The organism is Comamonas sp. FUJ_7, assembly GCF_057369555.1.
The window spans coordinates 306,426-327,143 of sequence record NZ_JBXXZI010000004.1; the positions used below are offsets into that span (position 1 = coordinate 306,426).

General features: G+C 61.3%; 20 protein-coding genes. 4 read left to right on the forward strand and 16 right to left on the reverse strand.

All coding sequences use genetic code 11. From position 1 onward, the window contains the following. Positions 1–219 precede the first annotated feature (219 nt). Positions 220–1,341, forward strand: a complete 1,122-nt coding sequence (locus AC2I9W_RS08495) for an NADH:flavin oxidoreductase/NADH oxidase (RefSeq protein ID WP_486409553.1) — start codon at positions 220–222, stop codon at positions 1,339–1,341. Between the two features lie 62 nt (positions 1,342–1,403). Here AC2I9W_RS08495 and AC2I9W_RS08500 read toward each other — a convergent pair whose 3' ends face one another. The 11 genes from AC2I9W_RS08500 to AC2I9W_RS08550 all read right to left on the reverse strand — a co-directional run bounded on the left by AC2I9W_RS08500 (position 1,404) and on the right by AC2I9W_RS08550 (position 12,886). Then, positions 1,404–2,045, reverse strand: coding sequence for a DsbA family protein (locus AC2I9W_RS08500; RefSeq protein ID WP_486409554.1), 642 nt, complete (start codon positions 2,043–2,045; stop codon positions 1,404–1,406). 22 nt (positions 2,046–2,067) lie between these two features. Beyond that, positions 2,068–2,352: a DUF1289 domain-containing protein gene (locus AC2I9W_RS08505; RefSeq protein WP_486409555.1), complete on the reverse strand. Its 285-nt coding sequence runs from the start codon at positions 2,350–2,352 to the stop codon at positions 2,068–2,070. Then, positions 2,349–2,846 (reverse strand): YbaK/EbsC family protein, encoded by a 498-nt coding sequence (locus AC2I9W_RS08510; protein ID WP_486409556.1) that lies wholly within the window; start codon positions 2,844–2,846, stop codon positions 2,349–2,351. Before AC2I9W_RS08510 ends, AC2I9W_RS08505 begins: the two co-directional genes overlap by 4 nt. A 59-nt stretch (positions 2,847–2,905) precedes the next feature. After that, positions 2,906–3,448, reverse strand: coding sequence for a DUF2799 domain-containing protein (locus AC2I9W_RS08515; RefSeq protein ID WP_486409557.1), 543 nt, complete (start codon positions 3,446–3,448; stop codon positions 2,906–2,908). A gap of 40 nt (positions 3,449–3,488) precedes the next feature. Then, positions 3,489–4,397 carry a hydroxymethylglutaryl-CoA lyase gene (locus tag AC2I9W_RS08520; RefSeq protein WP_486409558.1) on the reverse strand — a complete coding sequence of 303 codons (909 nt, stop codon included), beginning with the start codon at positions 4,395–4,397 and terminating at the stop codon, positions 3,489–3,491. Between the two features lie 16 nt (positions 4,398–4,413). Then, positions 4,414–5,337: a 2-hydroxyacid dehydrogenase gene (locus AC2I9W_RS08525; RefSeq protein WP_486409559.1), complete on the reverse strand. Its 924-nt coding sequence runs from the start codon at positions 5,335–5,337 to the stop codon at positions 4,414–4,416. Positions 5,338–5,614: 277 nt separating this feature from the next. Further along, a complete protein-coding gene (locus tag AC2I9W_RS08530; protein WP_486409560.1) occupies positions 5,615–7,636 on the reverse strand; it encodes an acetyl/propionyl/methylcrotonyl-CoA carboxylase subunit alpha in 2,022 nt (673 codons plus the stop codon). Between the two features lie 176 nt (positions 7,637–7,812). Next, entirely contained in the window at positions 7,813–8,565 is a 753-nt protein-coding gene (locus AC2I9W_RS08535) for a DUF4126 domain-containing protein (protein ID WP_486409561.1), read from the reverse strand. 70 nt (positions 8,566–8,635) lie between these two features. Then, positions 8,636–9,418, reverse strand: coding sequence for an enoyl-CoA hydratase/isomerase family protein (locus AC2I9W_RS08540; protein WP_486409562.1), 783 nt, complete (start codon positions 9,416–9,418; stop codon positions 8,636–8,638). Between the two features lie 36 nt (positions 9,419–9,454). After that, positions 9,455–11,062 carry a carboxyl transferase domain-containing protein gene (locus AC2I9W_RS08545; RefSeq protein WP_486409563.1) on the reverse strand — a complete coding sequence of 536 codons (1,608 nt, stop codon included), beginning with the start codon at positions 11,060–11,062 and terminating at the stop codon, positions 9,455–9,457. 105 nt (positions 11,063–11,167) lie between these two features. Beyond that, on the reverse strand, positions 11,168–12,886 hold the full coding sequence (locus AC2I9W_RS08550) for an AMP-binding protein (protein WP_486409564.1): 1,719 nt from the start codon (positions 12,884–12,886) through the stop codon (positions 11,168–11,170). A gap of 134 nt (positions 12,887–13,020) precedes the next feature. On the opposite strand from AC2I9W_RS08550, the gene AC2I9W_RS08555 reads away from it, so the two are divergent. Beyond that, positions 13,021–14,097, forward strand: coding sequence for an AraC family transcriptional regulator (locus tag AC2I9W_RS08555; RefSeq protein WP_486409565.1), 1,077 nt, complete (start codon positions 13,021–13,023; stop codon positions 14,095–14,097). An 8-nt stretch (positions 14,098–14,105) separates the two neighbouring features. Next, complete coding sequence (locus tag AC2I9W_RS08560; RefSeq protein WP_486409566.1) at positions 14,106–14,801, forward strand: DUF4336 domain-containing protein; 696 nt, start codon at positions 14,106–14,108, stop codon at positions 14,799–14,801. A 25-nt stretch (positions 14,802–14,826) separates the two neighbouring features. Here the strand turns inward: AC2I9W_RS08560 and AC2I9W_RS08565 are convergent, their stop codons facing one another. Together AC2I9W_RS08565 and AC2I9W_RS08570 are read right to left on the reverse strand one after the other, a co-directional pair. Next, complete coding sequence (locus AC2I9W_RS08565; protein ID WP_486409567.1) at positions 14,827–15,552, reverse strand: HAD family hydrolase; 726 nt, start codon at positions 15,550–15,552, stop codon at positions 14,827–14,829. A 103-nt stretch (positions 15,553–15,655) separates the two neighbouring features. Continuing rightward, on the reverse strand, positions 15,656–16,702 hold the full coding sequence (locus AC2I9W_RS08570) for a hypothetical protein (RefSeq protein WP_486409568.1): 1,047 nt from the start codon (positions 16,700–16,702) through the stop codon (positions 15,656–15,658). Positions 16,703–16,841: 139 nt separating this feature from the next. Here AC2I9W_RS08570 and AC2I9W_RS08575 point away from each other — a divergent pair, with 139 nt between their 5' ends. After that, the gene (locus AC2I9W_RS08575; RefSeq protein ID WP_486409569.1) at positions 16,842–17,513 is read left to right on the forward strand and encodes a response regulator transcription factor; all 672 of its coding nucleotides are present in this window, start codon (positions 16,842–16,844) and stop codon (positions 17,511–17,513) included. A 3-nt stretch (positions 17,514–17,516) separates the two neighbouring features. Here AC2I9W_RS08575 and AC2I9W_RS08580 read toward each other — a convergent pair whose 3' ends face one another. From AC2I9W_RS08580 to AC2I9W_RS08590, 3 genes are all read right to left on the reverse strand, one after another. Then, positions 17,517–19,331, reverse strand: a complete 1,815-nt coding sequence (locus tag AC2I9W_RS08580) for a sensor histidine kinase (RefSeq protein WP_486409570.1) — start codon at positions 19,329–19,331, stop codon at positions 17,517–17,519. Next, positions 19,315–19,710: a YchJ family protein gene (locus AC2I9W_RS08585; protein WP_486409592.1), complete on the reverse strand. Its 396-nt coding sequence runs from the start codon at positions 19,708–19,710 to the stop codon at positions 19,315–19,317. Before AC2I9W_RS08585 ends, AC2I9W_RS08580 begins: the two co-directional genes overlap by 17 nt. A gap of 88 nt (positions 19,711–19,798) precedes the next feature. After that, complete coding sequence (locus tag AC2I9W_RS08590; protein WP_486409571.1) at positions 19,799–20,590, reverse strand: alpha/beta fold hydrolase; 792 nt, start codon at positions 20,588–20,590, stop codon at positions 19,799–19,801. Positions 20,591–20,718 lie beyond the last annotated feature (128 nt).

The window sequence follows — 20,718 nt, forward strand, 5'->3', positions numbered from 1 at the left end:
CGCCCTGCAAGGTTATCGCCCAAGGGGGACTATTACCGCCTCGGTTCATGCGACGCCCGCTTCAGCGGCAGCAGTGAAACCTCCTCGTTTTTAATAGCTGCAAGCGCTTGCTAATCAACGCTTAAAGCATTGTTTATTCATAAAACCGATGAGTGCTGTGCGCAAGCAGCTATCAAATTTCAAGCATTGCTCACCCACGCATATTCCCCACATCTGCCCATGTCCGCACTGTTTTCCCCCTTCCCCCTCAAAAGCCTGACCCTGCGCAACCGTATCGCCATTCCGCCCATGTGCCAGTACAGCGCGGTGGACGGACTCACCAATGACTGGCATCAGGTGCACTACGCCTCCATGGCGCGTGGCGGCGCGGGGCTGGTGATTGTGGAAGCCACGGGCGTCTCGCCCGAAGGCCGTATCACCCCCGACTGCACCGGCCTGTGGAACGACGCTCAGATCGAAGGCATGGCCCGCATTGCCGCCGGCATCAAGGCCGCAGGCGCCGTGCCCGGCATCCAGATCGGTCATGCCGGTCGCAAGGCCAGCGCCAACAATCCATGGGAAGGCGACGAACACATTGCCGAGGGTGATGCACGCGGCTGGCAGCCGATTGCGCCATCGGCCATCGCTTTTGGCGGCGGTCTGCCGCGCGTGCCACGCGCGATGACGCTGGACGATATTGCCCGCGTGCAGGCCGACTTTGTGGCCGCGGCCCGCCGCGCTTTGGAGGCCGGCTTTGAATGGCTGGAGCTGCACTTTGCCCATGGCTATCTGGCGCAGAGCTTTTTCTCGGCCCACACCAACCAACGCAGCGATGCCTACGGCGGCAGCTTTGACAACCGCGCCCGCTTTCTACTGGAGACCGTGGAGGCCGTGCGCAAGGTCTGGCCCGAGCATCTGCCACTGACCGCCCGTTTTGGCGTGATCGAATACGACGGCCGCGATGAAGAGACATTGCAAGAGTCGATTGCCGTCACCAAGCAGATGCGCGAGCGCGGGCTGGACCTGCTCAACGTCAGCGTGAACTTTGTCATTCCCGATGTGAAAGTGCCCTGGGGCACACCCGCCTTCCTGGCCCCCATCGCCCAGCGCGTGAGCCGCGAAGCCGGCCTGCCCGTGGCCTCGAGCTGGGGCATGGACGACCCACAGGTGGCCGAGCGCATCGTGGCCGATGGCGAGGTCGATCTGGTCATGATCGGCCGCGCCCATCTGGCCAATCCGCATTACGCCTACCAGCTGGCCCTGGCGCTGGGCAAGGACAAGCCCGACTGGGTCTTGCCCGCACCCTACGCCCACTGGCTGGAGCGCTACCGTGGCGCTGCCAAGCAGGTGACTGCAAAGTAAGGCCTCAACGACAGAGACCTGCTCATGGCAGGTCTCTGTAATTCCAGCTATCCCTTTCAGCTTCAGCTTTGGCTCAGACCCGACTCCACCTGGGTCACGGCCTGCCACTGCGCATCAAACCAGCTGTCGCCCTCAAGATAGCTGCGCAGCATGGGCAGCGCATCCAGCCCCCAGAAGACATGGCCGTCTACTTCCCAGGCGGGCACGCCAAACACGCCGGCCAGCTGCGCCTTGTCGGTATTGCTGCGCAGCCATTGCTTGACCTCGTCACCGGCTTCGTCGTGACGCTTCTGTTCTTGTAGCTGCTCGCGCAATTGCAGCAAGCGCTGCGGCTCGTTTGCATCATGGCCGCCCTGCCAGACATGCTGCATTACGGTCTGCGCCACAAAGCGGTTGATGCAGCCGTCCCGCCCATGGGCCAGCGCCAGCCGCAGCAAAGGCAGCGGCTTGAACGGGTGCTGGGCCGGCATCTGCAAGCCAATGCCCAGTGACTGGCCCAGCCAGCTCACCTGTCGATAAGTCCACGCCCTCTTGGCAGGAATGCCTGCCGGGCCGGGGTTGGCAGCCCCCTGCAGCAAGGCACCCAGCAGCACGGGCCGGTATTCAACGTGGTAGCTGAGCCCCTGCAGCGCCTTGGGCAGTTGCTCCAGCGCCAGCCAGGCATAGGGCGACACAAAGTCCAGATAAAAAGTGATGTGCTTCATGTCGGCTCTCTTTGGCTTGTGATCAGATTTCGGCTTCGCGTAGGTCTTCTCGCGGGTCCTTGAGGCCAGCGCGTTGCAGCAGCTTGCCCCAGATCTCCAGGCGCAGCTCGCTGTCGCCCTTGGACCAGGCGCGAATTTCGTCAATGGTTCTGAAGCAGCCCTGGCAATGGCTGCGGTCCTCGGTCATACGGCAGACGTTGATGCAGGGCGAGGCTACGGGCTGATCGGCCTCGACCCAGGTCAATGCCACCTCGGCCTTGGTGGCCAGCTGCACCAGTTGCTGTTCTTGAAGAAGACCGCCACTCATGCCTGCTCCACCACATCCGACCAGGGGGCTGCGGTCAACGCCTGTAATTGCGCAGGCGTGGCGGGGAACACGCCATGGGGGTGACCCGCTGCCGCCCACACGGTCTCAAAACGCTGCAGCTCGGCATCCATCAGCGTCACCACCTTGGTGGCATGGGCCACGGGGCTGACACCGCCAATCGAAAATCCGGTGCTGGCCTTGACGAAGTCCGCATCGGCGCGGCCCACCTTGCCGACCAGTGCCGTGACTTTTTTCTCATCCACGCGCTTGTCACCCGAGGTCACGACCAGCACAGCCACGCCGTCCAGCTTGCGCTTGAAGATGATGCTCTTGGCCACCTGACCGACCAGAATGCCGAGCTGGTCTGCCGCCTCCTGCGCCGTGCGCGCCGCGCCATCGAGCATCTGCGGCGCATGGGGATGCGCTGCATCCTGCAAAAAGCGGCTGACGCGCTGCACACCCTCCGGCAGCGCGTGAAGTTCTGACCCACACATTGTTTGTTTTCCTGAAAATCGCGCCAGCATCAAGCTGCGCCTTGGCTCCTGTGAAGCCCTTACTGTGCCAGCTTGATCCTGAGCTGCACCAGCTCCAGCTGCAAATCACGCAGATCTTTCTGGACATAGGCGATATGACTGGCACTGTTCTTGGCATCACGCGCCTCGCGCAATTCCTTTTTCTTGGCACTGATGCGGCGCTCCAGCTCCACGACCGCCTCCTTGGCTTCATAACGCTCGCGGGCCGGGCTATAGCCTTGAAGAAAAGCGGCATCCAGCTGTGCCGGGCAATAGCCCATCTGAAACTTCCCGCCCGCCTCCGCATAGGCCCAGCCTCTTTCCGGTGTGCAGAACTCCCGCAGACCGCGCAACCAGCCCTGCTGATAGGCACGCACATCCATCTGCACGCCTTGCTCCTTGCAAGTCCTGAAATGGCGCTTGGCACGCGTGTTCAGGTCCTGCTTGCCTTCCATGGCATTGAGCTGGCCCAGATATTCCCAGTCAGTTTCGCGGCATTCCTGGGCATCCATACTGGCGCAGCCTACCAACAGGGCCGCGACCGTCAGGCACACTGTCAGAGAAAAACGTGATCTTGCTTGCATGGGCCGTGATGGTAACAACGCCCATGACCGGCTTTTCACATCAGCCCGCACGCTTGGTCAACAGCGCCTTGGCCACACGCGACTGCGTGGGGCGGCCCAGAAACTCGCTGATGAAATGGCCTGCGTCTATGAGCTTGTCCAGATCAATGCCGGTCTCTATGCCCATGCCCTGCAGCAGATAGACCACATCCTCCGTCGCCACATTCCCTGTCGCGCCCTTGGCATAAGGGCAGCCGCCCAGACCCGCCACCGAGGACTGGAAGTTCCACACGCCCAGCTCCAGCGCCGCCAGCGTGTTGGAGAGCGCCTGACCATAGGTGTCATGAAAGTGGCCGGAGACCTGATCGATGTCGAAATGCGCCAGCGTGGCCTGCAACGCCTTTTGCACCTTGATGGGCGTACCCACACCAATGGTGTCGGCTACATCCACGCGCTGCACGCCGATGTCTTTCATCAGGCCAGCCAGATAGCCCACCTTCTCGGGGGCAATCTCGCCTTCGTAAGGGCAGCCCACGGTACAGCTCATGGCTCCGCGCACGGCAATCCCGGCATCGAGTGCGGCCTGCACCACGGGTGCAAAACGCTCGATGCTCTCGGCAATCGAGCAGTTGATGTTCTTCTGGCTGAAGGCCTCGCTGGCTGCGCCAAACACCACAATCTCATCGGGCTTGCCCGCCAGCGCGGCCTCAAAGCCCTTGAGGTTCGGTGTCAGCACCGAATACAGCACCCCGCTGCGGCGCTGAATGCCCGCCATCACCTCAGCGTTGTCCGCCATCTGCGGCACCCATTTGGGCGACACATAGCTAGTGACCTCGATTTCCTTGAGGCCGGCATCCTGCAGACGCTGCACCAGCTCGATCTTGATAGCAGCAGGCACAGGCTGCTTCTCGTTTTGCAGGCCGTCGCGCGGGCCTACGTCGATGATTTTGACGCGTGCGGGGTAGTTCATTCTTGTCTCCTAGGGATCAGTAACCGCGTGATAGATGCACGCGCCCAGTCACAGCCTCGCCCCGGCTCATGGCCGCGACCTTGCCCACGATCTGGGCAATGCTGTCCGCCGCCAATGTGCGGGCCGATGTATGAGGGGTGAGGGTGATGCGCGGCTGCGTCCAGAACGGATGGCTCGCGGGCAGTGGCTCTTCGCGGAACACGTCCAGCATGGCACCGCTGACATGGCCGGATTCGATCTGCGCCAGCAGGTCGGCATCCACCAGATGGCCGCCACGGCCTACGTTGATGACATAGGCGCCGGGCTGCAGCAACGCCAGCGCGCGCGCATTGATGATGTTTTCGGTCTCCGCATGCAGGGGTAGCAGGTTCACGAGAATGCGGCTGCTGCGCAAAAAATCGTCCAACTGCTCCATGCCGCTAAAGCATTGCACGCCGTCCATCTCGCGTGGCGAACGGCTCCAGCCGTTGACCTTGAAGTCAAACACCGTGAGCGCCCTGGCCACGCGCTCACCCATCTTGCCCAGACCCATCACGCCGACGGGATAGTCGACACGTCTGGGGTTGCGCTGCTGCTGCCAGATGCCCTTCGCCATATCGGCCTCGTACTGGTCCAGGCCGCGAAAGAAACGGATCACGGCCTGCGCCACATATTCAGCCATCTGCACAGACATGCCGGCGTCTTCCAGGCGATAAACGGGCAGTTCGGCAGGAATGGTCAGCGGCAGCAGTGCATCCACACCGGCGCCGATATTGAACATGGCTTTCAGGCCAGCGGCCTGCTCGTCGATGAACTGCTGAGGCGGCGCCCAGACCAACGCATAGTCGGCCTGCGCAGCGCCCGGCTGCCAGACGGCAATCTCCGCGCCGGGCAGCGCATCCTGCAAACCTTTGAGCCAGGGTTCTGGCCGCGTATCTTCACAGCAAAAAAGAACTTTCATAGGTGCGAAGCCTAACGGTTTGGCCAGGGATCTGCAGACGTGAATGACCAATGGTCAGCTATTAAAAAAGAAGCTGCTTGCGCTCGTTTTAAAAGGATTTCAGCATCAAAACCCGCCGAAATCCTTGCCCATGCTGTGCAAGCCGCTCTTTTTGTAAAACAGTTCAACCCAGCTGACACATCCCAGGCCAGAGCAGCCAAGCAAGGGCTGCGTCCCCCTCCCATAGCGCGCAGCGCGTAGAGAGAGGGGGAAGCCGCGTAGCGGCTCAGGGGGTGTTTCACACTTCCAGACGCAACAGCTCAGCGCCTTCGCTGACCTGATCGCCGGGGCCATACAGCAGCTCCAGCACCACGCCATCGCCGGGCGCAGCAATCGTGTGCTCCATCTTCATGGCTTCCATCACTGCCAGCGGCTGGCCCTTGCTGACCTTGTCACCCGCCTTCACGGCAAACGACACCACCTTGCCGGGCATGGGGGCTGTCAGGCGGCCACCTTCATTGCCACCGCCTGCGGCATGCGCCAGTTGGTCCACCACGGTGACCTGGCTGCTGCCCGCATCGGTAAAGATGGACAGCTGATCGCCCTGCGCATGCACCACGGCCACGGTGCGCTGGCCGCCCAAGTTCAGCTCCAGTCGGCTATCGGGCAGAGCGCGCCACTGCAGCACGACGTCGCTGCGGTTGTCACCCTCGCCCACCGCCAGTTGATGGGTCTGGCCATCGCGGCCATAGGCCATGACTGCATTGACGGATTCGCCCCGGTAGTCAAAGGAAAACTGGCGCTCAAAGCGGCCCGACATGCGCCAGCCGTCGCGGCGGCTAAAGGGGTCGGCGCTCTGCTCGGCCTGCTCCTGCTGCAGCTGATGCGCCACGGCAGCGGCCACGGCCAGATCGCGGCCCACAAAATCCTTGCCAAACAGGCCCTCGCGCTCGCGCTCAATCAGTGCGGTGTCCAAGAGCGCATTGCTGAAAGCCTGGCTCTTGGCCACCTGGCGCAGAAACTGCACATTGGTGGTCAGGCCCACGATATGGGTCTGTGCCAGTGCCGCGTCCAGTCGTGCCAGCGCCTGGGCGCGGTCGTCGCCGCGCACGATGAGCTTGGCGATCATGGAGTCGTAGAACGGGCTGATGGCATCGCCCTCGCGCACGCCATCGTCCACGCGCACATTGCTGATCTCGAAGCTGCTGCAATCGGGCTTGCGGTAGACGGCCAGATGGCCGGTGGCAGGCAGAAAGTTGTTCTCGGGGTTCTCGGCGCAGATACGCGCTTCAATCGCGTGGCCGATGATCTTCAACTCGCTTTGCTGCTTGGGCAGTGCCTTGCCCGCAGCCACCAGCAACTGCCACTGCACCAGGTCTTCGCCGGTGATGGCTTCGGTGACGGGGTGCTCCACCTGCAGGCGGGTATTCATTTCCATGAAGTAGAACTTCATGGCTTCGGGCTGGTCATAGCCGCCGGGCTGCTCGACGATGAACTCCACCGTACCCGCGCCCACATAGTTCACGGCCTTTGCCGCCGCCACGGCGGCTTCGCCCATTTGCTTGCGCAGCGCGGGCGTCATGCCGGGCGCAGGGGCTTCCTCCAGCACCTTCTGGTGGCGGCGCTGCACCGAGCAATCGCGCTCGAACAGATAGACACAGTTGCCCTGCTGGTCGCCAAACACTTGGATCTCGATATGGCGGGGGCGCAGCACGTATTTTTCGATCAGCACGGCATCGTTGCCAAAACTGTTGATGGCTTCGCGCTTGCAGCTCTCCAGCGAAGCCGCAAAGTCTTCGCTTTTTTCCACCAGACGCATGCCCTTGCCGCCGCCGCCCGCGCTGGCCTTGATGAGCACGGGGTAGCCAATGCGGTCGGCTTCCTTGTGCAGCATCTCGGGGTTCTGGTCATGGCCGTGATAACCAGGCACCAGCGGTACGCCGGCCTTTTCCATCAGTTGCTTGGACTCGGCCTTGAGACCCATGGCTCGAATCGCGCTGGCGGGCGGGCCGATAAAGACCAGACCGGCCTCTGCACAGGCGTTGGCAAAGTCTTCGTTCTCAGACAGAAAGCCGTAGCCGGGGTGAATGGCTTCGGCGCCCGTGGCCTTGGCAGCTTCCAGGATGCGCTCCCAGCGCAGATAGCTATCCTTGGGCGCGCTGCCGCCGATGTGCACGGCTTCGTCGCAGGCGGCCACATGCTTGGCCTGGGCATCGGCATCGGAATACACGGCGACGGTTTTCACGCCCATGCGGCGAGCAGTGGCAGCAACCCGGCAGGCGATTTCACCGCGATTGGCAATCAGGATCTTTTTAAACATGGGCTACCTCCGCGGTGAAACCGCCTGTGCACACTGCGCGTGCCATGCAATATGCCTTCGGCGCTGCGCCGCAGCGCGGCTGGTCACCGCGATTGGCAATCAGAATTTTCTTGAACATATCGTCTCCGGTTTTTAGTCAAATCGCCATCCAGCGCTTATCCATCAAGCGCAAGCAGCTATGTTTTTTGCAAAGACTCCTGCGCATCTCCATCACCGCGCAGACGTCGAAAAATCGCCTTCAAAAAGCGCCACAGCGCCCAGATCACCAGCCACATCAGCAGCACAACCACCAGCAACACCGCAGCAAACACCAGCGGATTGGTCAGCGCCAGCCAGATGGCCCCCAGCGACACCGTGTCCTCCGCCAGACTCGCCCCCACGTTCGAAAACGGCTCGGGCGAGGTATTGATCAGCGCCCGCGTCGTCGTCTTGGCGGCCTGACTGGTAGCGGCCAGCGTGCCGCCCATCAGCGCCGCAGCCATGGCCATGGTGGCGTTGTCCGCGCCAAAGACCGAGGCCGCCAGCGCCGCGCCAGCAGGAATGCGCAGCACGCTCTGGAACAGATCCCAGGCCGAATCGACCAAGGGCACCTTGTCGGCAAAGAACTCCACGAACAGCAGGCCACCGCTGATCACCAAGACCATGGGATGGGCCAGCACACCCAGGCTGCCGGGCAAGGGCATCACACCGGTAGCCCCCAGCAAGCCGACGGCAAACACCACGGCATACAGACGAAAGCCGCTGGCCCAGCCCAGTGCCGCTGCCAGCGCCAGCATGGAGCCCATGTCCATCTGCCCCACGGCCTGACCGGCCTTGGTCGCCACGTCGCCCAGCTGATCTGCGGCCTGCCCCACGGCATCCGCCGTGCTCGGGTCCACATGCAGACCTGCACGGTGTAGCCAGTTGATGAAGGTTTGCCAGATATCCATGGTGTTCACTCCTTATGCCAGTACCAGACTCTAAATCGGCCTGCGCACAAGGTTTGTCATCTCATTGGACTCAACCCGGCAGCCAGTTGGGCTTGCGCTTGTTGAGAAAGGCCTGCACGCCCTCCTTGCCTTCGCTGCTGGCGCGGATATTGGCAATCTGCTCCACCGTGGCGGCAATCAGCTGCTCGTTGATCTCCCGCTCGGCCACATCCAGCACCAGACGCTTGCAGGCGCGCACGGCGGCGGGGCCCGCGCTGAGCAAATGCTTGAGCCAGCCATCAACCACAGCGTCCAGCTGCTCGGCTTCCACCACCTCGTGCACATAGCCGATGCGGTGCGCTTCCTGCGCCGAAAAGCGCTCGCCCGTCAGAAAGTAGCGATGCGAAGCGCGTGCGCCCATGGCGCGAATCACATAGGGACTGATGGTGGCGGGAATCAGGCCAATCTTGACCTCACTCAGGCAAAAGCCTGCGGTATCCACGGCCACCGCCATATCGCAGCAGGCCACCAGGCCCATGCCGCCCGCATACACATCGCCCTGCACGCGTGCAATCGTGGGCTTGGGGCATTCGTAGATCACGCGCAGCATCTCGGCCAGCAGCCCGGCATCGACGCGATTCTCGTCACGCGAGTAATCGGCCATGCGGCGCATCCAGTTCAGATTGGCACCGGCGCAAAAGGCTGGGCCTTCGGCGGCCAGCACCACGGCGCGCACATCGGCCTGCTCGCCCACTTTGCGAAATGCGGCAGTGATCTCGGCAATGGCCTCATCGCTGAAGGCATTGCGAACCTCGGGCTGGGTCAGCGTGATGCGGGCAATGCCGCCATCCACGGTCAAAGTCAAAGCAGTCATGGCTGGTCTCCCTTGAAGTCGTTGAGGGTGCGGGGTTTACATGCGAAAGACGCCGAACTTGGTGTCTTCAATCGGCGCATTGCGCGTGGCCGACAGGCCCAGCGCCAGCACGCGGCGCGTGTCGGCAGGGTCGATCACGCCGTCGTCCCACAGACGGGCCGTGGCGTAGTAAGGGTGACCCTGGTCTTCGTACTGCTGGCGAATCGGCGCCTTGAAGGCTTCCTCTTCCTCGGCGCTCCAGCTACCACCCTTGCCTTCAATGCCATCGCGTTTGACGGTGGCCAGCACGCTGGCGGCCTGCTCGCCACCCATGACGGAGATGCGTGCGTTGGGCCACATCCACAGGAAACGGGGGCTGTAGGCACGACCGCACATGCCGTAGTTGCCCGCGCCAAAACTGCCGCCGATGATGACGGTGAACTTGGGCACGCTGGCCGTGGCCACCGCCGTGACCAGCTTGGCGCCATGGCGCGCAATGCCTTCGTTTTCGTACTTTCGGCCCACCATGAAACCGGTGATGTTCTGCAAGAAAACCAGCGGGATCTTGCGCTGGCAGCACAGCTCGATGAAGTGCGCGCCCTTGACCGCCGACTCTGAAAACAGAATGCCGTTGTTGGCAATGATGCCGACCTGCATGCCCTCAATACGCGCAAAGCCACAGACCAGGGTGTTGCCAAAGCGGGCCTTGAACTCGTCGAACTGGCTGCCATCGACCACGCGCGCAATGATTTCGCGCACATCAAAGGGCTTGCGCGTATCGACGGGAATCACGCCATACAGCTCTTGACTATCAAAAAGAGGAGCTGCTGGTGCATGATCTGCCTTGTTTTCAGGCTTGATTTTGTTCAGATTCGCCACAGACTGGCGGGCCAGCGCTATCGCATGCAGATCGTTCTCGGCCAGATGATCGGCCACGCCCGACAGGCGCGTATGCACATCGCCACCACCCAGGTCTTCGGCGCTGACGACTTCACCCGTAGCAGCCTTGACCAGCGGTGGGCCGCCCAGGAAGATGGTGCCCTGGTTCTTGACGATGATGGATTCATCGCTCATGGCCGGCACATAAGCGCCGCCGGCCGTGCAGCTGCCCATGACCACGGCGATCTGGGCGATGCCCTGCGCACTCATATTGGCCTGGTTGAAGAAGATGCGGCCAAAGTGCTCGCGGTCGGGAAAGACATCGTCCTGATTGGGCAGGTTGGCACCGCCTGAGTCCACCAGATAGATGCAAGGCAGGTGGTTCTGCGCCGCCACTTCTTGTGCCCGCAGGTGCTTTTTCACCGTCATGGGGTAGTAGGTCCCGCCCTTCACCGTGGCGTCGTTGCAGACGATCATGCAGTCCACGCCGCTGACGCGGCCCACGCCCGCAATCACGCCCGCGCCCGGTGCGTCGTTGTTGTACATATTGAGCGCCGCCAGCGGCGACAGCTCCAGAAACGGCGTGCCGGGGTCCAGCAGGCGTTGCACGCGCTCGCGCGGCAGCAGCTTGCCACGCGCCACATGCTTGGCACGTGCGGCTTCATTGCCACCCAGCGCGGTCTGTGCACAGCGCGTTTGCAAATCGTCCACCAGCGCCTGCATGGCAGCGGCGTTGGCCAGAAAGTCCGCCGAGCGCGGATTCAGTTGTGTCCCCAGAATGCTCATTGTTGGTTCCTTGAATGTCTTTTTCGATACCAGAGCTTGTCTTTTGAGTTCGTTCGACACACCACAGCCACCGTCATCACGAACATGGCTGCTGCGCCCTCATGCTCAAGCCGTCTTGATGGTGCGCAGATCCAGCAGTTCAATCATCTCGTCGCGGATCTTGAATTTCTGAATCTTGCCCGTCACCGTCATGGGGAAAGCGGGCACAAAACGGATGTAGCGCGGCACTTTGTAGTGGGCAATCTTGCCCTTGCAGAACTCGCGCACTTCATCCTCGATTAGCGCAGCACCGGGCTTGACAATGATCCAGGCGCACAGTTCTTCGCCGTACTTGATGTCTGGCACCCCCACCACCTGCACATCCTGCACCTTGGGATGGCGATAGAGAAACTCCTCTATTTCCCGCGGGTAGATGTTCTCGCCACCACGAATCACCATGTCCTTGATGCGCCCCACGATGTTGACGTAGCCCTCGTCATCCATGGTGGCCAGATCACCGGTGTGCATCCACTGCTCGGCATCAATCGCTTCGCGGGTCTTGGCCTCATCGCCCCAGTAGCCATGCATGACGGAATAACCACGCGTGCACAGCTCGCCCGATATGCCACGTGCCACCGTCTCGCCGCTTTCGGGATCGACAATCTTCACTTCAAGATGCGGCTGCACCTTGCCGACGGTGGCCACGCGCTTTTCCAGCGGTGTTTCATGGTCGCTCTGACAGCTCACGGGGCTGGTTTCGGTCATGCCGTAGGCGATGGTGATCTCGCTCAGGTGCATGTCTCGCACCACACGCTTCATCACCTCGATCGGGCAGAGTGAGCCGGCCATGATGCCGGTGCGCAGCGTGGACAGGTCGAACTCGGCAAAGCGCGGGTGATCCAGCTCGGCAATGAACATGGTGGGCACACCATGCAGCCCTGTGCATTTCTCGGCCTGCACCGCTTCCAGCACGGTGATGGGATCAAACCCATCATTGGGATAGACGATGGTTGCGCCGTGCGTAAAGCAGGCCAGATTGCCCAGCACCATGCCAAAGCAGTGGTACAGCGGAACGGGAATGCACAGCCTGTCCTCGGGCGTGAGACGCATGCACTCACCAATGAAGAAGCCGTTATTCAGGATGTTGCGATGCGTCAGCGTCGCGCCCTTGGGAAAGCCCGTAGTGCCACTGGTGAACTGGATGTTGATGGGGTCGGTGTTCTTGAGCGTGGCAGCAATCGCATCAATGCGCTGATCCTCAGACTGGCCCTTCTCCATCAGCTTAGAAAAGCGAAGCATGCCGGGCTGCTCTTCGCCCTGGCCTGCAACATCGATCCAGATCACGCTGCGCAGCGTGGGCATACGTGCCGACTGCAGCTTTCCGGGCTCGCACAGCATCAATTCAGGGGCCAGTTCGCGCAGCATGCCCAGGTAGTCGCTGGTCTTGAATTGCGGCATGGAAACCAGTGCCTTGCAGCCCACCTTGTTGAGCGCGTACTCCACTTCGGACGTGCGATAGGCTGGGTTGATGTTGACCAGCACCAGACCGACCTGGGCCGTTGCCAGCTGCATCAGCACCCACTCGGCATTGTTGTGACTCCAGATGCCGATGCGGTCACCTTTTTCCAAACCCTGGTTCAGCAAAGCGCTGGCCAGCTGACGGGAAGCGGCATGCAGCTGGGCATAGCTGTAGCGCAAGCCCTGATGGCGGCTGACCAGCGCATCGCGACTGCTCTGGCGCTGCGCCATGTCGGCAAAAAAATCGCCAATCGTCTGCTCGATCAGCGGTACATCCGTGCGCCCCTTGGCGTAACTGGCGGTCAGCGCGCTCATTTGCGATGGCATGGCTCCATGTCTCCTTGCGTCTGTGCAGCCACATCTTCTGCGGCCGCACAAGGTCCGTTCAGCACTTGTTCTGTTGACCAGAATAAGGGCAAGCCCTGTTCAGAAGAAGTCAGACAGGTTGCAATAATTGCCAAATGCTGACCCCCTCTCTCGTCAAGACTCCGCTCCCGCACCATGCCAGTTCCGTACACGCTTCACACCCGGCAATTACCCCCATGGCGTTTGTCCAGGCCATTGTCCGGGCGTATGAAGCCAGGCAGATGTCTGCGCTTGGCGCTCTTGAAAAGGCACAAATCCCGCCAGACCTGATTCACCAGAACAGGGAGCGAATTACAGCGCTGCAAATGGAAGCGCTGTCGGATGCCGCCATGCGCGAACTTGACGATGAGGCACTGGGCTGGTTCGAGCGCCGCTTGCCCTGGGGCAGCTATGGCATGCTGGCCCGTGCCAGCATCAGCGCCCCGCACCTGGGTCTGGCCCTGGCCCGCTGGTGCCGCCACCATGGGCTGATTGCTCCGGACATTCAGCTTCAGCTCAGCGAGCAAGCCGGCATTGCCACACTGACCTTGCATGAGGTGCGCGCACTGGGAGAGATGCGCGAGTTCTGCCTGCTTTCCGTGCTGCGCAATATTCACGGCTTTGCCAGCTGGCTAATCAATGAGCCCATCAGCCTGTTGCATGCCAGCTTCCCGTTCGCCGAACCCGCACATGCCAGCGTCTACCATGTGCTGTTTGCGCCGGGCAGCGTGGAGTTCGAGGCCCCTGTCGCCAGTCTGCAGTTCGAGTCGCGCTGGCTGCAGGCCCCACTGGCGCGCGATGAGGCGGCGCTCAACCGCATGCTGCAGCGAGCACTGCCGATTCAGGTGCGGCCATATCAACGCGAGAAGACGCTGGTGCAGCGCGTGCGCCAGCTGCTAGCGGCCAGCGGGGAAGAACAACAAACCGCCGAGACGCTGTCGCGTCAGCTGCATCTGTCCCAGCGCAGCCTGCACCGCCAGCTCAAGGAAGAAGGCGCTTCACTGCAGGCACTCAAGGACGACATCCGGCGCGAGCGCGCCATTGCCCTGCTGCTGCGCACCAGCCGCCCCATCAAGCGTGTGGCACAGGCCTGTGGCTTTCTCAATGACAAAAGCTTTATTCGCGCCTTCCGCCTCTGGACGGGTCTCTCCCCCTCGGAGTTCCGCAAAACCGCCGGCCAGCGCCCCCACTGAGACCAGCCATGCAAGAAAATACAGAGAATTGGGCTTCTATCGCAGACGGAGTATGGACCTTAAGCTATCAATTTCTCAATAAAGGCATGTCTGTAAGCACGCGCATGACAGTCTTTCGTCTGGATGACGGCAGCCTGTTTTCCCACTCTGCCGTGCCGCTGACACCTGCGCAAAAGGCCGACCTGGACCGCCTGGGCACTCTGCGCCACATCGTCGCCCCCAGCACCTTTCACCACCTGTTTTTGCCCGCACTGGCCCGTCTTTATCCACAGGCCCATCTGTACGGCACGGCAAGCGTGCTGCACAAGCACCCTGACCTATCGCAAATGCAGCGCATCCCAGCCGATAACGACGCGCCCTGGGCCGGGCAATTGCAGTGCCTGCCCACACAAGGCATTCCTCTTCTGGACGAGACGCTCTGGTTCCACCCTGCCAGCGGCAGTCTGATCGTCACCGATGTGCTGCAATGCTGGCAAGGTCCGTTGAGCTTGCCAGTGCGCCTGTACCTGGGCATGACGGGCGGCTACAAGCGCCTGACGGTGCCACGCACCGTGCGCCTGCTGGTCAGGGATCTAGCCGCCGTGCGCACATGGGTACAGCAGCTCAGGAGCTGGCCTGTGCAGCGCGTGATCTTGCTGCACAACAGCGTCATTGACGAGAACCCCATGCAGCGCCTTGACGAGGCGCTATCTATCTGGGACTGATCAAGCTCCGCCGAGGTCCCCTGGCTTACTGGATTTCGTGCTCGTAGCCGTCGCCTTCAACGGCCGAACGGGCACTTTTGCGCACGGCATCAAACATGGCGGGCAAATCACCCATGTGGCCAAACACACAGGCAGCACCGGCCTCCAGCAGCTGCTCTGCTGAAGCATGTCCCTGGTCGGCGGGGAAATAGCCCCAGACGGTGGCACCAGCAGCCACTCCCGCCTGCACGCCGGTAGTGGTGTCTTCAATCACCAGGCATTTGGCAGGATCAACATCTAGTGCCTTGGCCGCAGCTTGATACACATCGGGAAAGGGCTTGCTGCGCGGCATCTCGTGGCCGCTGTAGACATGGCCTTCAAAGTAGGGCGCCATGCCCACCTTGGCCAGCTGCATCTCTACCTTGGCACGGTCCGCACCGGAGGCGCAGGCAATGCGCCCCTCGCACAGCGCATAAATCTGCTGGACCGCTGTCACAGCCCCATCAATGGCCACCAGCTCGGCTTGCAGGGCTGCGTTGCGGCGCTCGTAGAACTCGGCCATCCAGGCATCGGTCAAAGGCTTGCCGGTGTGTGCTTCGATCACCGCGGCCTGACTGCGCACCGTCTTGCCAATGAAGTCGCGCGTGCACTGCTCCTGACTGATGGCCCAGCCCGATTCGTTGAGCATGGTGCACAGCACACGGTTGGTGATGGATTCGCTGTCCACCAGCACTCCATCACAGTCAAAAAGTACAGCGTCAAAAGCAGTCATGAGGTCATCCGCACCGCAGAAAAGCGATGCAAAAAAGGCGCCGAGGGCGCCTTTGGTCAAAAAAACGATGCTCTCGATTATGCGAGCATGTCTTTTTTGGAGTTCAAGGGAAGGACACTCCCGCCAGCGGATGGTCCAGCAGACCGCCGTTCTTGATGGAGATCACGCCTACTGCGCTAGTGCTGTCCACAATCTCGGAGAAAAAGAAAAATCCATCAGCCGCATTGGCATTCATCTGATCTTTCATATTCTCCGGGCTGAGCCCTTGTGCCTGTGGTTCGACGCGATACTCCACCGCACCGCTTTGGGCCGAGCTTTTCTCATAGACCTCCACAGAACTCGAGTCCAGCGCCACAGAGCCACGTGCAAGCCAGCCCTCGGCACCTTTGCTGTTCCAGTGCGCCTGCATGTTCGCCAGCGTGTCATCCAGCTCCGCCTCCAGCGCGTATTCATAGGTCACGCCATCGCTGCGCTTGACATAGAGGTTGACCATATCGCCGCCGCTCAGCATGGCCGGGCCAATCCAGTGGAATCCGCGTGCCCCCTTCTCATTCAACTCCACTTGCCACTGTGACTGAGTCAGTCCTGCAGACGCACTTGCCTCATAGCTGAACTGATCGCTGCGGCTGCTGTTCTTGACGAACAGATTGCTCATGCCACCGGGTGCCCCGAAGGCTGAAAAGCTCTTGAACCTGTAGCCATTGCTGCCGTGTTGGTTCAGCTGGGTCAGAAACACGGATGCCGTTGCCTGAGCAGGCTGCACCATATACGTGAATTGATGACCAGCATGCGCGGTGTCGCTGACGTAGAAGTCACCACTTTGCCCATTGCCAGCCCCCAGGGAGGACAGCAGCGCAAAGCCTGTAGCTCCCATGGCATTGGCATCATTCAGCATCTGGGCTTCGCTGCCGGCAGCAGGCTTGAGGCTGTAGGAACCCGTCACCGAGTTGCCACCACCGCCATTGCCATTCCCCCCTCCACCGCCACCGCCACCGCCGCTGCCACCACCGTTTCCGCCGCCTCCCGAGCCGCCGCCCCCACCACCACCTGTATTACCCGAACCATCACCGTCGCCTCCACCGCAAGCAGCCAGAGAGGCCAACAGCAGCAAGCCCGCAGCGCGGCGTGTCATTTGAGTATCTTGTTTCATTTGTATAAGCTCTCCCTGAATAATGAGGTCTGCAGGCCAGTGCGCCTGCACCTGCCTGATTCTCGGAAGCACTTGCCGAACGCCATACCCCTCAGCAGAGGGGTATCAGTTACCGCGTTTGACAGCAAATATTGAATACATGCCTTTAACGCCCTCTTCCCCTCTAATCACATCGACCTCCTACGCCCTCGTGGTGGATGATCACCCGTTGGTCGCAGAAGGAGCCAGGCTGCTATTGCAAAGCCTGCCCTCTGTGGACCAAGTACTGCTGTGCGAGAGTGGCTACGAGGCCCTGAGCTTGATCGCCTCCATGGGGGCACCGGTGCTGACCGTCGTGGACTTCTGGCTGGATGGGCAAGACTCCAGTTGCTTTATCAAAGATATGCTGTCTCTGGCGCCCAGAAGCCGCATTCTGATGACCAGCGGCGACAAGCACCCTGGCATTGCAGACAAAGCGCGCGCAGCAGGTGCCCATGGCTTCATCGGGAAAAACCGCCCAGCAGCCGAATTTCTGCAGGCCGCCAAAGCCTTGCTGAGCGAGCAAGTCTGGTTTACTGCCGACAGCAACAACGACGACTGGCAACCTCCTATCCGGCTTCGCATGAGCGCGCGGGACCTGGGTATTACCGTGCGTCAATCACAGGTGCTGGCACTGATTCTCAAAGGCAAGCCCAATCGCTTTATTGCCGAGTCGCTGAACCTTTCCGAGCACACGGTCAAAGAGCACGTGACGGCCCTGCTGCAAAGGCTTGGGGCTGCGAACCGGGTAGAGCTGATCACCCGTCTGCAAACCGTGGATCTGGAGAGCTGACGCTCAACCTTGTACAGCGCTTCGGAGCACCGCTTGCAAGGAAGCGACCTGCAGCGGCAAGGACAAAGCCAGATAGCCTTCGTCCTGCGCCAGCTCCAGCTCCCTGGCATCACCGCTGATCAATGCGCCACCCGCCTGTGGATATTGCTGCTGCAGCTGCTGCAGGGCCGCCAGATCGGCGCACAGCACAAATGCAGGATTCCACTCTCCCAGCTCCATCAAGCCTGGTTCCTGGGCGCAAGCCAAGCTATGCACCTCCAGCCCCCAGGTCTGCAGCAGCGCATGGACTCTGCGCCTGTGTGCTTCATCGGGATCAAGCAATAGACAGCGTCCTTTCAGGAGCGCTCCAGCCTCAGCGGGCGTGCAGTCAACAGGCACTACATACGGCGGCTCGGCGACCTGCGTGGCTTGCTCGGGCAGGCATAACCAAAAGCAGGAGCCTGCCCCCTGCCTAGACTCGACGCCGTATTGCACCCCCATACACTGGGCGGCCTTCGCAACCACTGACAATCCCAGCCCACGCGAGCGCAAGCTCGTAGGTCTGGACTGCCCATGCCCCGCCTGTCCTTCTGGGTTGGCCGCAGCGCGGTAATGGGGCGAAAAGATCTGGGACAGCTCTGCCTGCGCAATTCCTGCCCCCGTATCCCAGACTTGGATCACCCACCGGTGCCGACGCCGTCTCAAGCTCAACAGCACCCCGCCCGAGTCGGTATAGCGAAAGGCGTTTTGCAGCAGGTTGAAGATCATCTGCTTGAGCAAAACCTGATCCATCTCGACCACAACGTGACGGTGCCGGGGCAGACATACCGAAAAGCGCAGCCCTTTGCGCTCCGCATCTTTGGCAAAAACACGCTGCGCTTCAGCAAAGAGGTGAGCAATGCTCACCCGCTGCGGGTGAGGAACCAACCCGCCATCCTCCAGCCGGGACAGGTCGAGCAAGTCGTTGAACATGGCGTTCAAGTCTCGTGAGCAGGTCTGCACCTCATCAAGCAAGCCCGCCACCTCGGCATTGGCGTTGCGCTGGCGGGCGGCCTCCAAGGTCAGCCCCAGAGCATGCAGGGGCTGCCTCAGATCATGACTGGCTGCAGCCAGAAACCAGCTTTTCTCGGCCAGGGCATTTTCCGCCTCAACCTTGGCCCGCCTGTAGCGCTCCGCCAGCACATGTCTTTCGCGCTCATGCGTGACCTGCTCCTGGAAGAAGCGCCAGCCCCCCCATGCATGGCGCAGCACCACAGCGCCATACAGCAGCAGTAATGGGAAAAGGTAGGTGCCACGTGCGCCCAGATAGCCCAGCGACGCCAGCAGCATGGGGATATACAGGCCCACAAAGAAGCCGCCAAACACCCACGGAACAGGAGCCAGAAATGTCGTCCCCGATGCCAGTACCCCGGCCAGAACCAGATAGACAAAAAGACGCAAATCCAGCGCCGCGACCTCCCAGGTCACCAGCAGCGACACCGTCCAGCACAAGCCGTTGATCAATGCCGAAACCGCCAGCATCCGCTCCCAGCGGCGCAGCTCAAGCTCTTGAGGTACATGCTCGGGGTCTTGCCATTGACAACGCAGGTACTTGCGCAGCATGGACAGCCCCAAAGCCATGACCATCATCAGCGCCCACCACCCCACCAGCAGCCAAGAGCCTCTGGACGCACCATGCCAGTGCATCAGCATCACCAGCGGGGGAATCAGCAAGGCGGCCACTTCCGAAGAGCCGCGTGAAGTCAGAGACTGCAGCAGCCGCAATCTGGCCCTGCGCTCGACGACCTCCAGCGAGGTGTCCGCGCGCACGCTGGCCACAGCGTCAGAACTGGTCGCCATCCACGTAGTACCAGCGCCCGGCTTCCCATACAAAGCGGCTGCGCTCATGCAAGCGCACCGCCGTGCCAGCCAGTCGGTAGCGGGCGACAAATTCAACTTCGGCCGTGGTCTCTGCGGTGCGTTGAAACTGCCTGACCTGCAGTCCCAGCCATTTGACCGAGCCATCAAAGTCCAGCGTCTGCGGACGCTGATCGGCATGCCACGTGGCCTTGAGATAGGTCTCGTTCTCGCGCACAAAGGCCGTATAGCGCGAGCGCATCAACGCCAGGGCATTCGGGGCCGGCTGGGTTTCCCAGTGATCGATATAGCGCCCACAGCAATCCGCATAAGCTTGCAGCTTGCCCTTGACGTTCTGGCTTCCACAGGGACAGACCTGCATGGGTTGGGATTTCTTCACAGCACCTCAGTCACTTGTTCCGCAAGCCCGCATTGTCGGTCAAGTGACTATCCCTATCCAGGAAAACTGATCAGCGCAATTGGGCCAGAAACTGACTGATCGCTGCATTCACCGGCTCAGGGTGCGTGAGGTTTGCGGCATGACCTGCACCCGGCACATCCACCCACTGCGCATGAGGCAGTCCCTTGAACATGGAGCGGGCACGCTCCACGGCAATCGCCTCGTCTTTTTGTCCATGGATCACCAGTGCCGGTACCTTGATTTCAGACAAGCGCGGGCTGATGTCATCGCGCAGCGCCAGCGCTGCAAAGCTCTGCCCCAGATTGGCGGGAGTAGCCTGCTTCCATTTGGCCCGCCATTGCGCAGCACCAGGCCAGCCCTGTCCCAAAATGGTGTGCTCCAGCGTAGTTGCCATATCGTCCGACAGACCATGTTCCATCCACGTCTTGAGCAAGGCTTCGTGGTGGGGCATTTTCTCGGGTTCCTCCAGCATGGCCTGAGTGTCAATCAACACCAGAGCAGCAACTACATCGGGGTGAATCAGCGCACAGCGCAGCGACAGGTAGCCGCCTTGCGACATGCCCACCAGCACAGCCTTTTCCACCCCCAGGTGCTTGAGCAGTGCGGCCAGATCGTCGGCCGAGTCGTAATAGCTGAAAGCGGCGCAGTGCTCGGGCTCAGCCGTCTGACCATGCCCGCGTTCATCCCAGCTGATGCAGCGGTACTGCCCTTGCAAGGCCTCGATCTGCGGCGCGAACATGGTGTGATCCATGAGCAAGCCGTGCGAGAAAACAATGGCCGGGCCGCGCCCTCCTGTGTCTTCGTAGTAGATATTCTGGCCATTGACCGGGGCAAAAGGCATGCTCTGGACTCCTGCTGAAAATGGTTGAAAACCCGGAAGGCTTTGCCCTCACGGGATACATCCTAAGCAGGCCTTGTGACATCAGCAACCGGCACAGCCCTCAGTGCGTTTGCAGTCCCCCCAGGCGC

Coding starts and splice junctions, on each gene's coding strand:
- AC2I9W_RS08495 (WP_486409553.1), top strand. CDS start 220: ATGTCCGCACTGTTTTCCCCCTTCCCCCTCAAAAGCCTGACCCTGCGC.
- AC2I9W_RS08500 (WP_486409554.1), bottom strand. CDS start 2,045: ATGAAGCACATCACTTTTTATCTGGACTTTGTGTCGCCCTATGCCTGG.
- AC2I9W_RS08505 (WP_486409555.1), bottom strand. CDS start 2,352: ATGAGTGGCGGTCTTCTTCAAGAACAGCAACTGGTGCAGCTGGCCACC.
- AC2I9W_RS08510 (WP_486409556.1), bottom strand. CDS start 2,846: ATGTGTGGGTCAGAACTTCACGCGCTGCCGGAGGGTGTGCAGCGCGTC.
- AC2I9W_RS08515 (WP_486409557.1), bottom strand. CDS start 3,448: ATGCAAGCAAGATCACGTTTTTCTCTGACAGTGTGCCTGACGGTCGCG.
- AC2I9W_RS08520 (WP_486409558.1), bottom strand. CDS start 4,397: ATGAACTACCCCGCACGCGTCAAAATCATCGACGTAGGCCCGCGCGAC.
- AC2I9W_RS08525 (WP_486409559.1), bottom strand. CDS start 5,337: ATGAAAGTTCTTTTTTGCTGTGAAGATACGCGGCCAGAACCCTGGCTC.
- AC2I9W_RS08530 (WP_486409560.1), bottom strand. CDS start 7,636: ATGTTTAAAAAGATCCTGATTGCCAATCGCGGTGAAATCGCCTGCCGG.
- AC2I9W_RS08535 (WP_486409561.1), bottom strand. CDS start 8,565: ATGGATATCTGGCAAACCTTCATCAACTGGCTACACCGTGCAGGTCTG.
- AC2I9W_RS08540 (WP_486409562.1), bottom strand. CDS start 9,418: ATGACTGCTTTGACTTTGACCGTGGATGGCGGCATTGCCCGCATCACG.
- AC2I9W_RS08545 (WP_486409563.1), bottom strand. CDS start 11,062: ATGAGCATTCTGGGGACACAACTGAATCCGCGCTCGGCGGACTTTCTG.
- AC2I9W_RS08550 (WP_486409564.1), bottom strand. CDS start 12,886: ATGCCATCGCAAATGAGCGCGCTGACCGCCAGTTACGCCAAGGGGCGC.
- AC2I9W_RS08555 (WP_486409565.1), top strand. CDS start 13,021: ATGCTGACCCCCTCTCTCGTCAAGACTCCGCTCCCGCACCATGCCAGT.
- AC2I9W_RS08560 (WP_486409566.1), top strand. CDS start 14,106: ATGCAAGAAAATACAGAGAATTGGGCTTCTATCGCAGACGGAGTATGG.
- AC2I9W_RS08565 (WP_486409567.1), bottom strand. CDS start 15,552: ATGACTGCTTTTGACGCTGTACTTTTTGACTGTGATGGAGTGCTGGTG.
- AC2I9W_RS08570 (WP_486409568.1), bottom strand. CDS start 16,702: ATGAAACAAGATACTCAAATGACACGCCGCGCTGCGGGCTTGCTGCTG.
- AC2I9W_RS08575 (WP_486409569.1), top strand. CDS start 16,842: ATGCCTTTAACGCCCTCTTCCCCTCTAATCACATCGACCTCCTACGCC.
- AC2I9W_RS08580 (WP_486409570.1), bottom strand. CDS start 19,331: ATGGCGACCAGTTCTGACGCTGTGGCCAGCGTGCGCGCGGACACCTCG.
- AC2I9W_RS08585 (WP_486409592.1), bottom strand. CDS start 19,710: ATGCAGGTCTGTCCCTGTGGAAGCCAGAACGTCAAGGGCAAGCTGCAA.
- AC2I9W_RS08590 (WP_486409571.1), bottom strand. CDS start 20,590: ATGCCTTTTGCCCCGGTCAATGGCCAGAATATCTACTACGAAGACACA.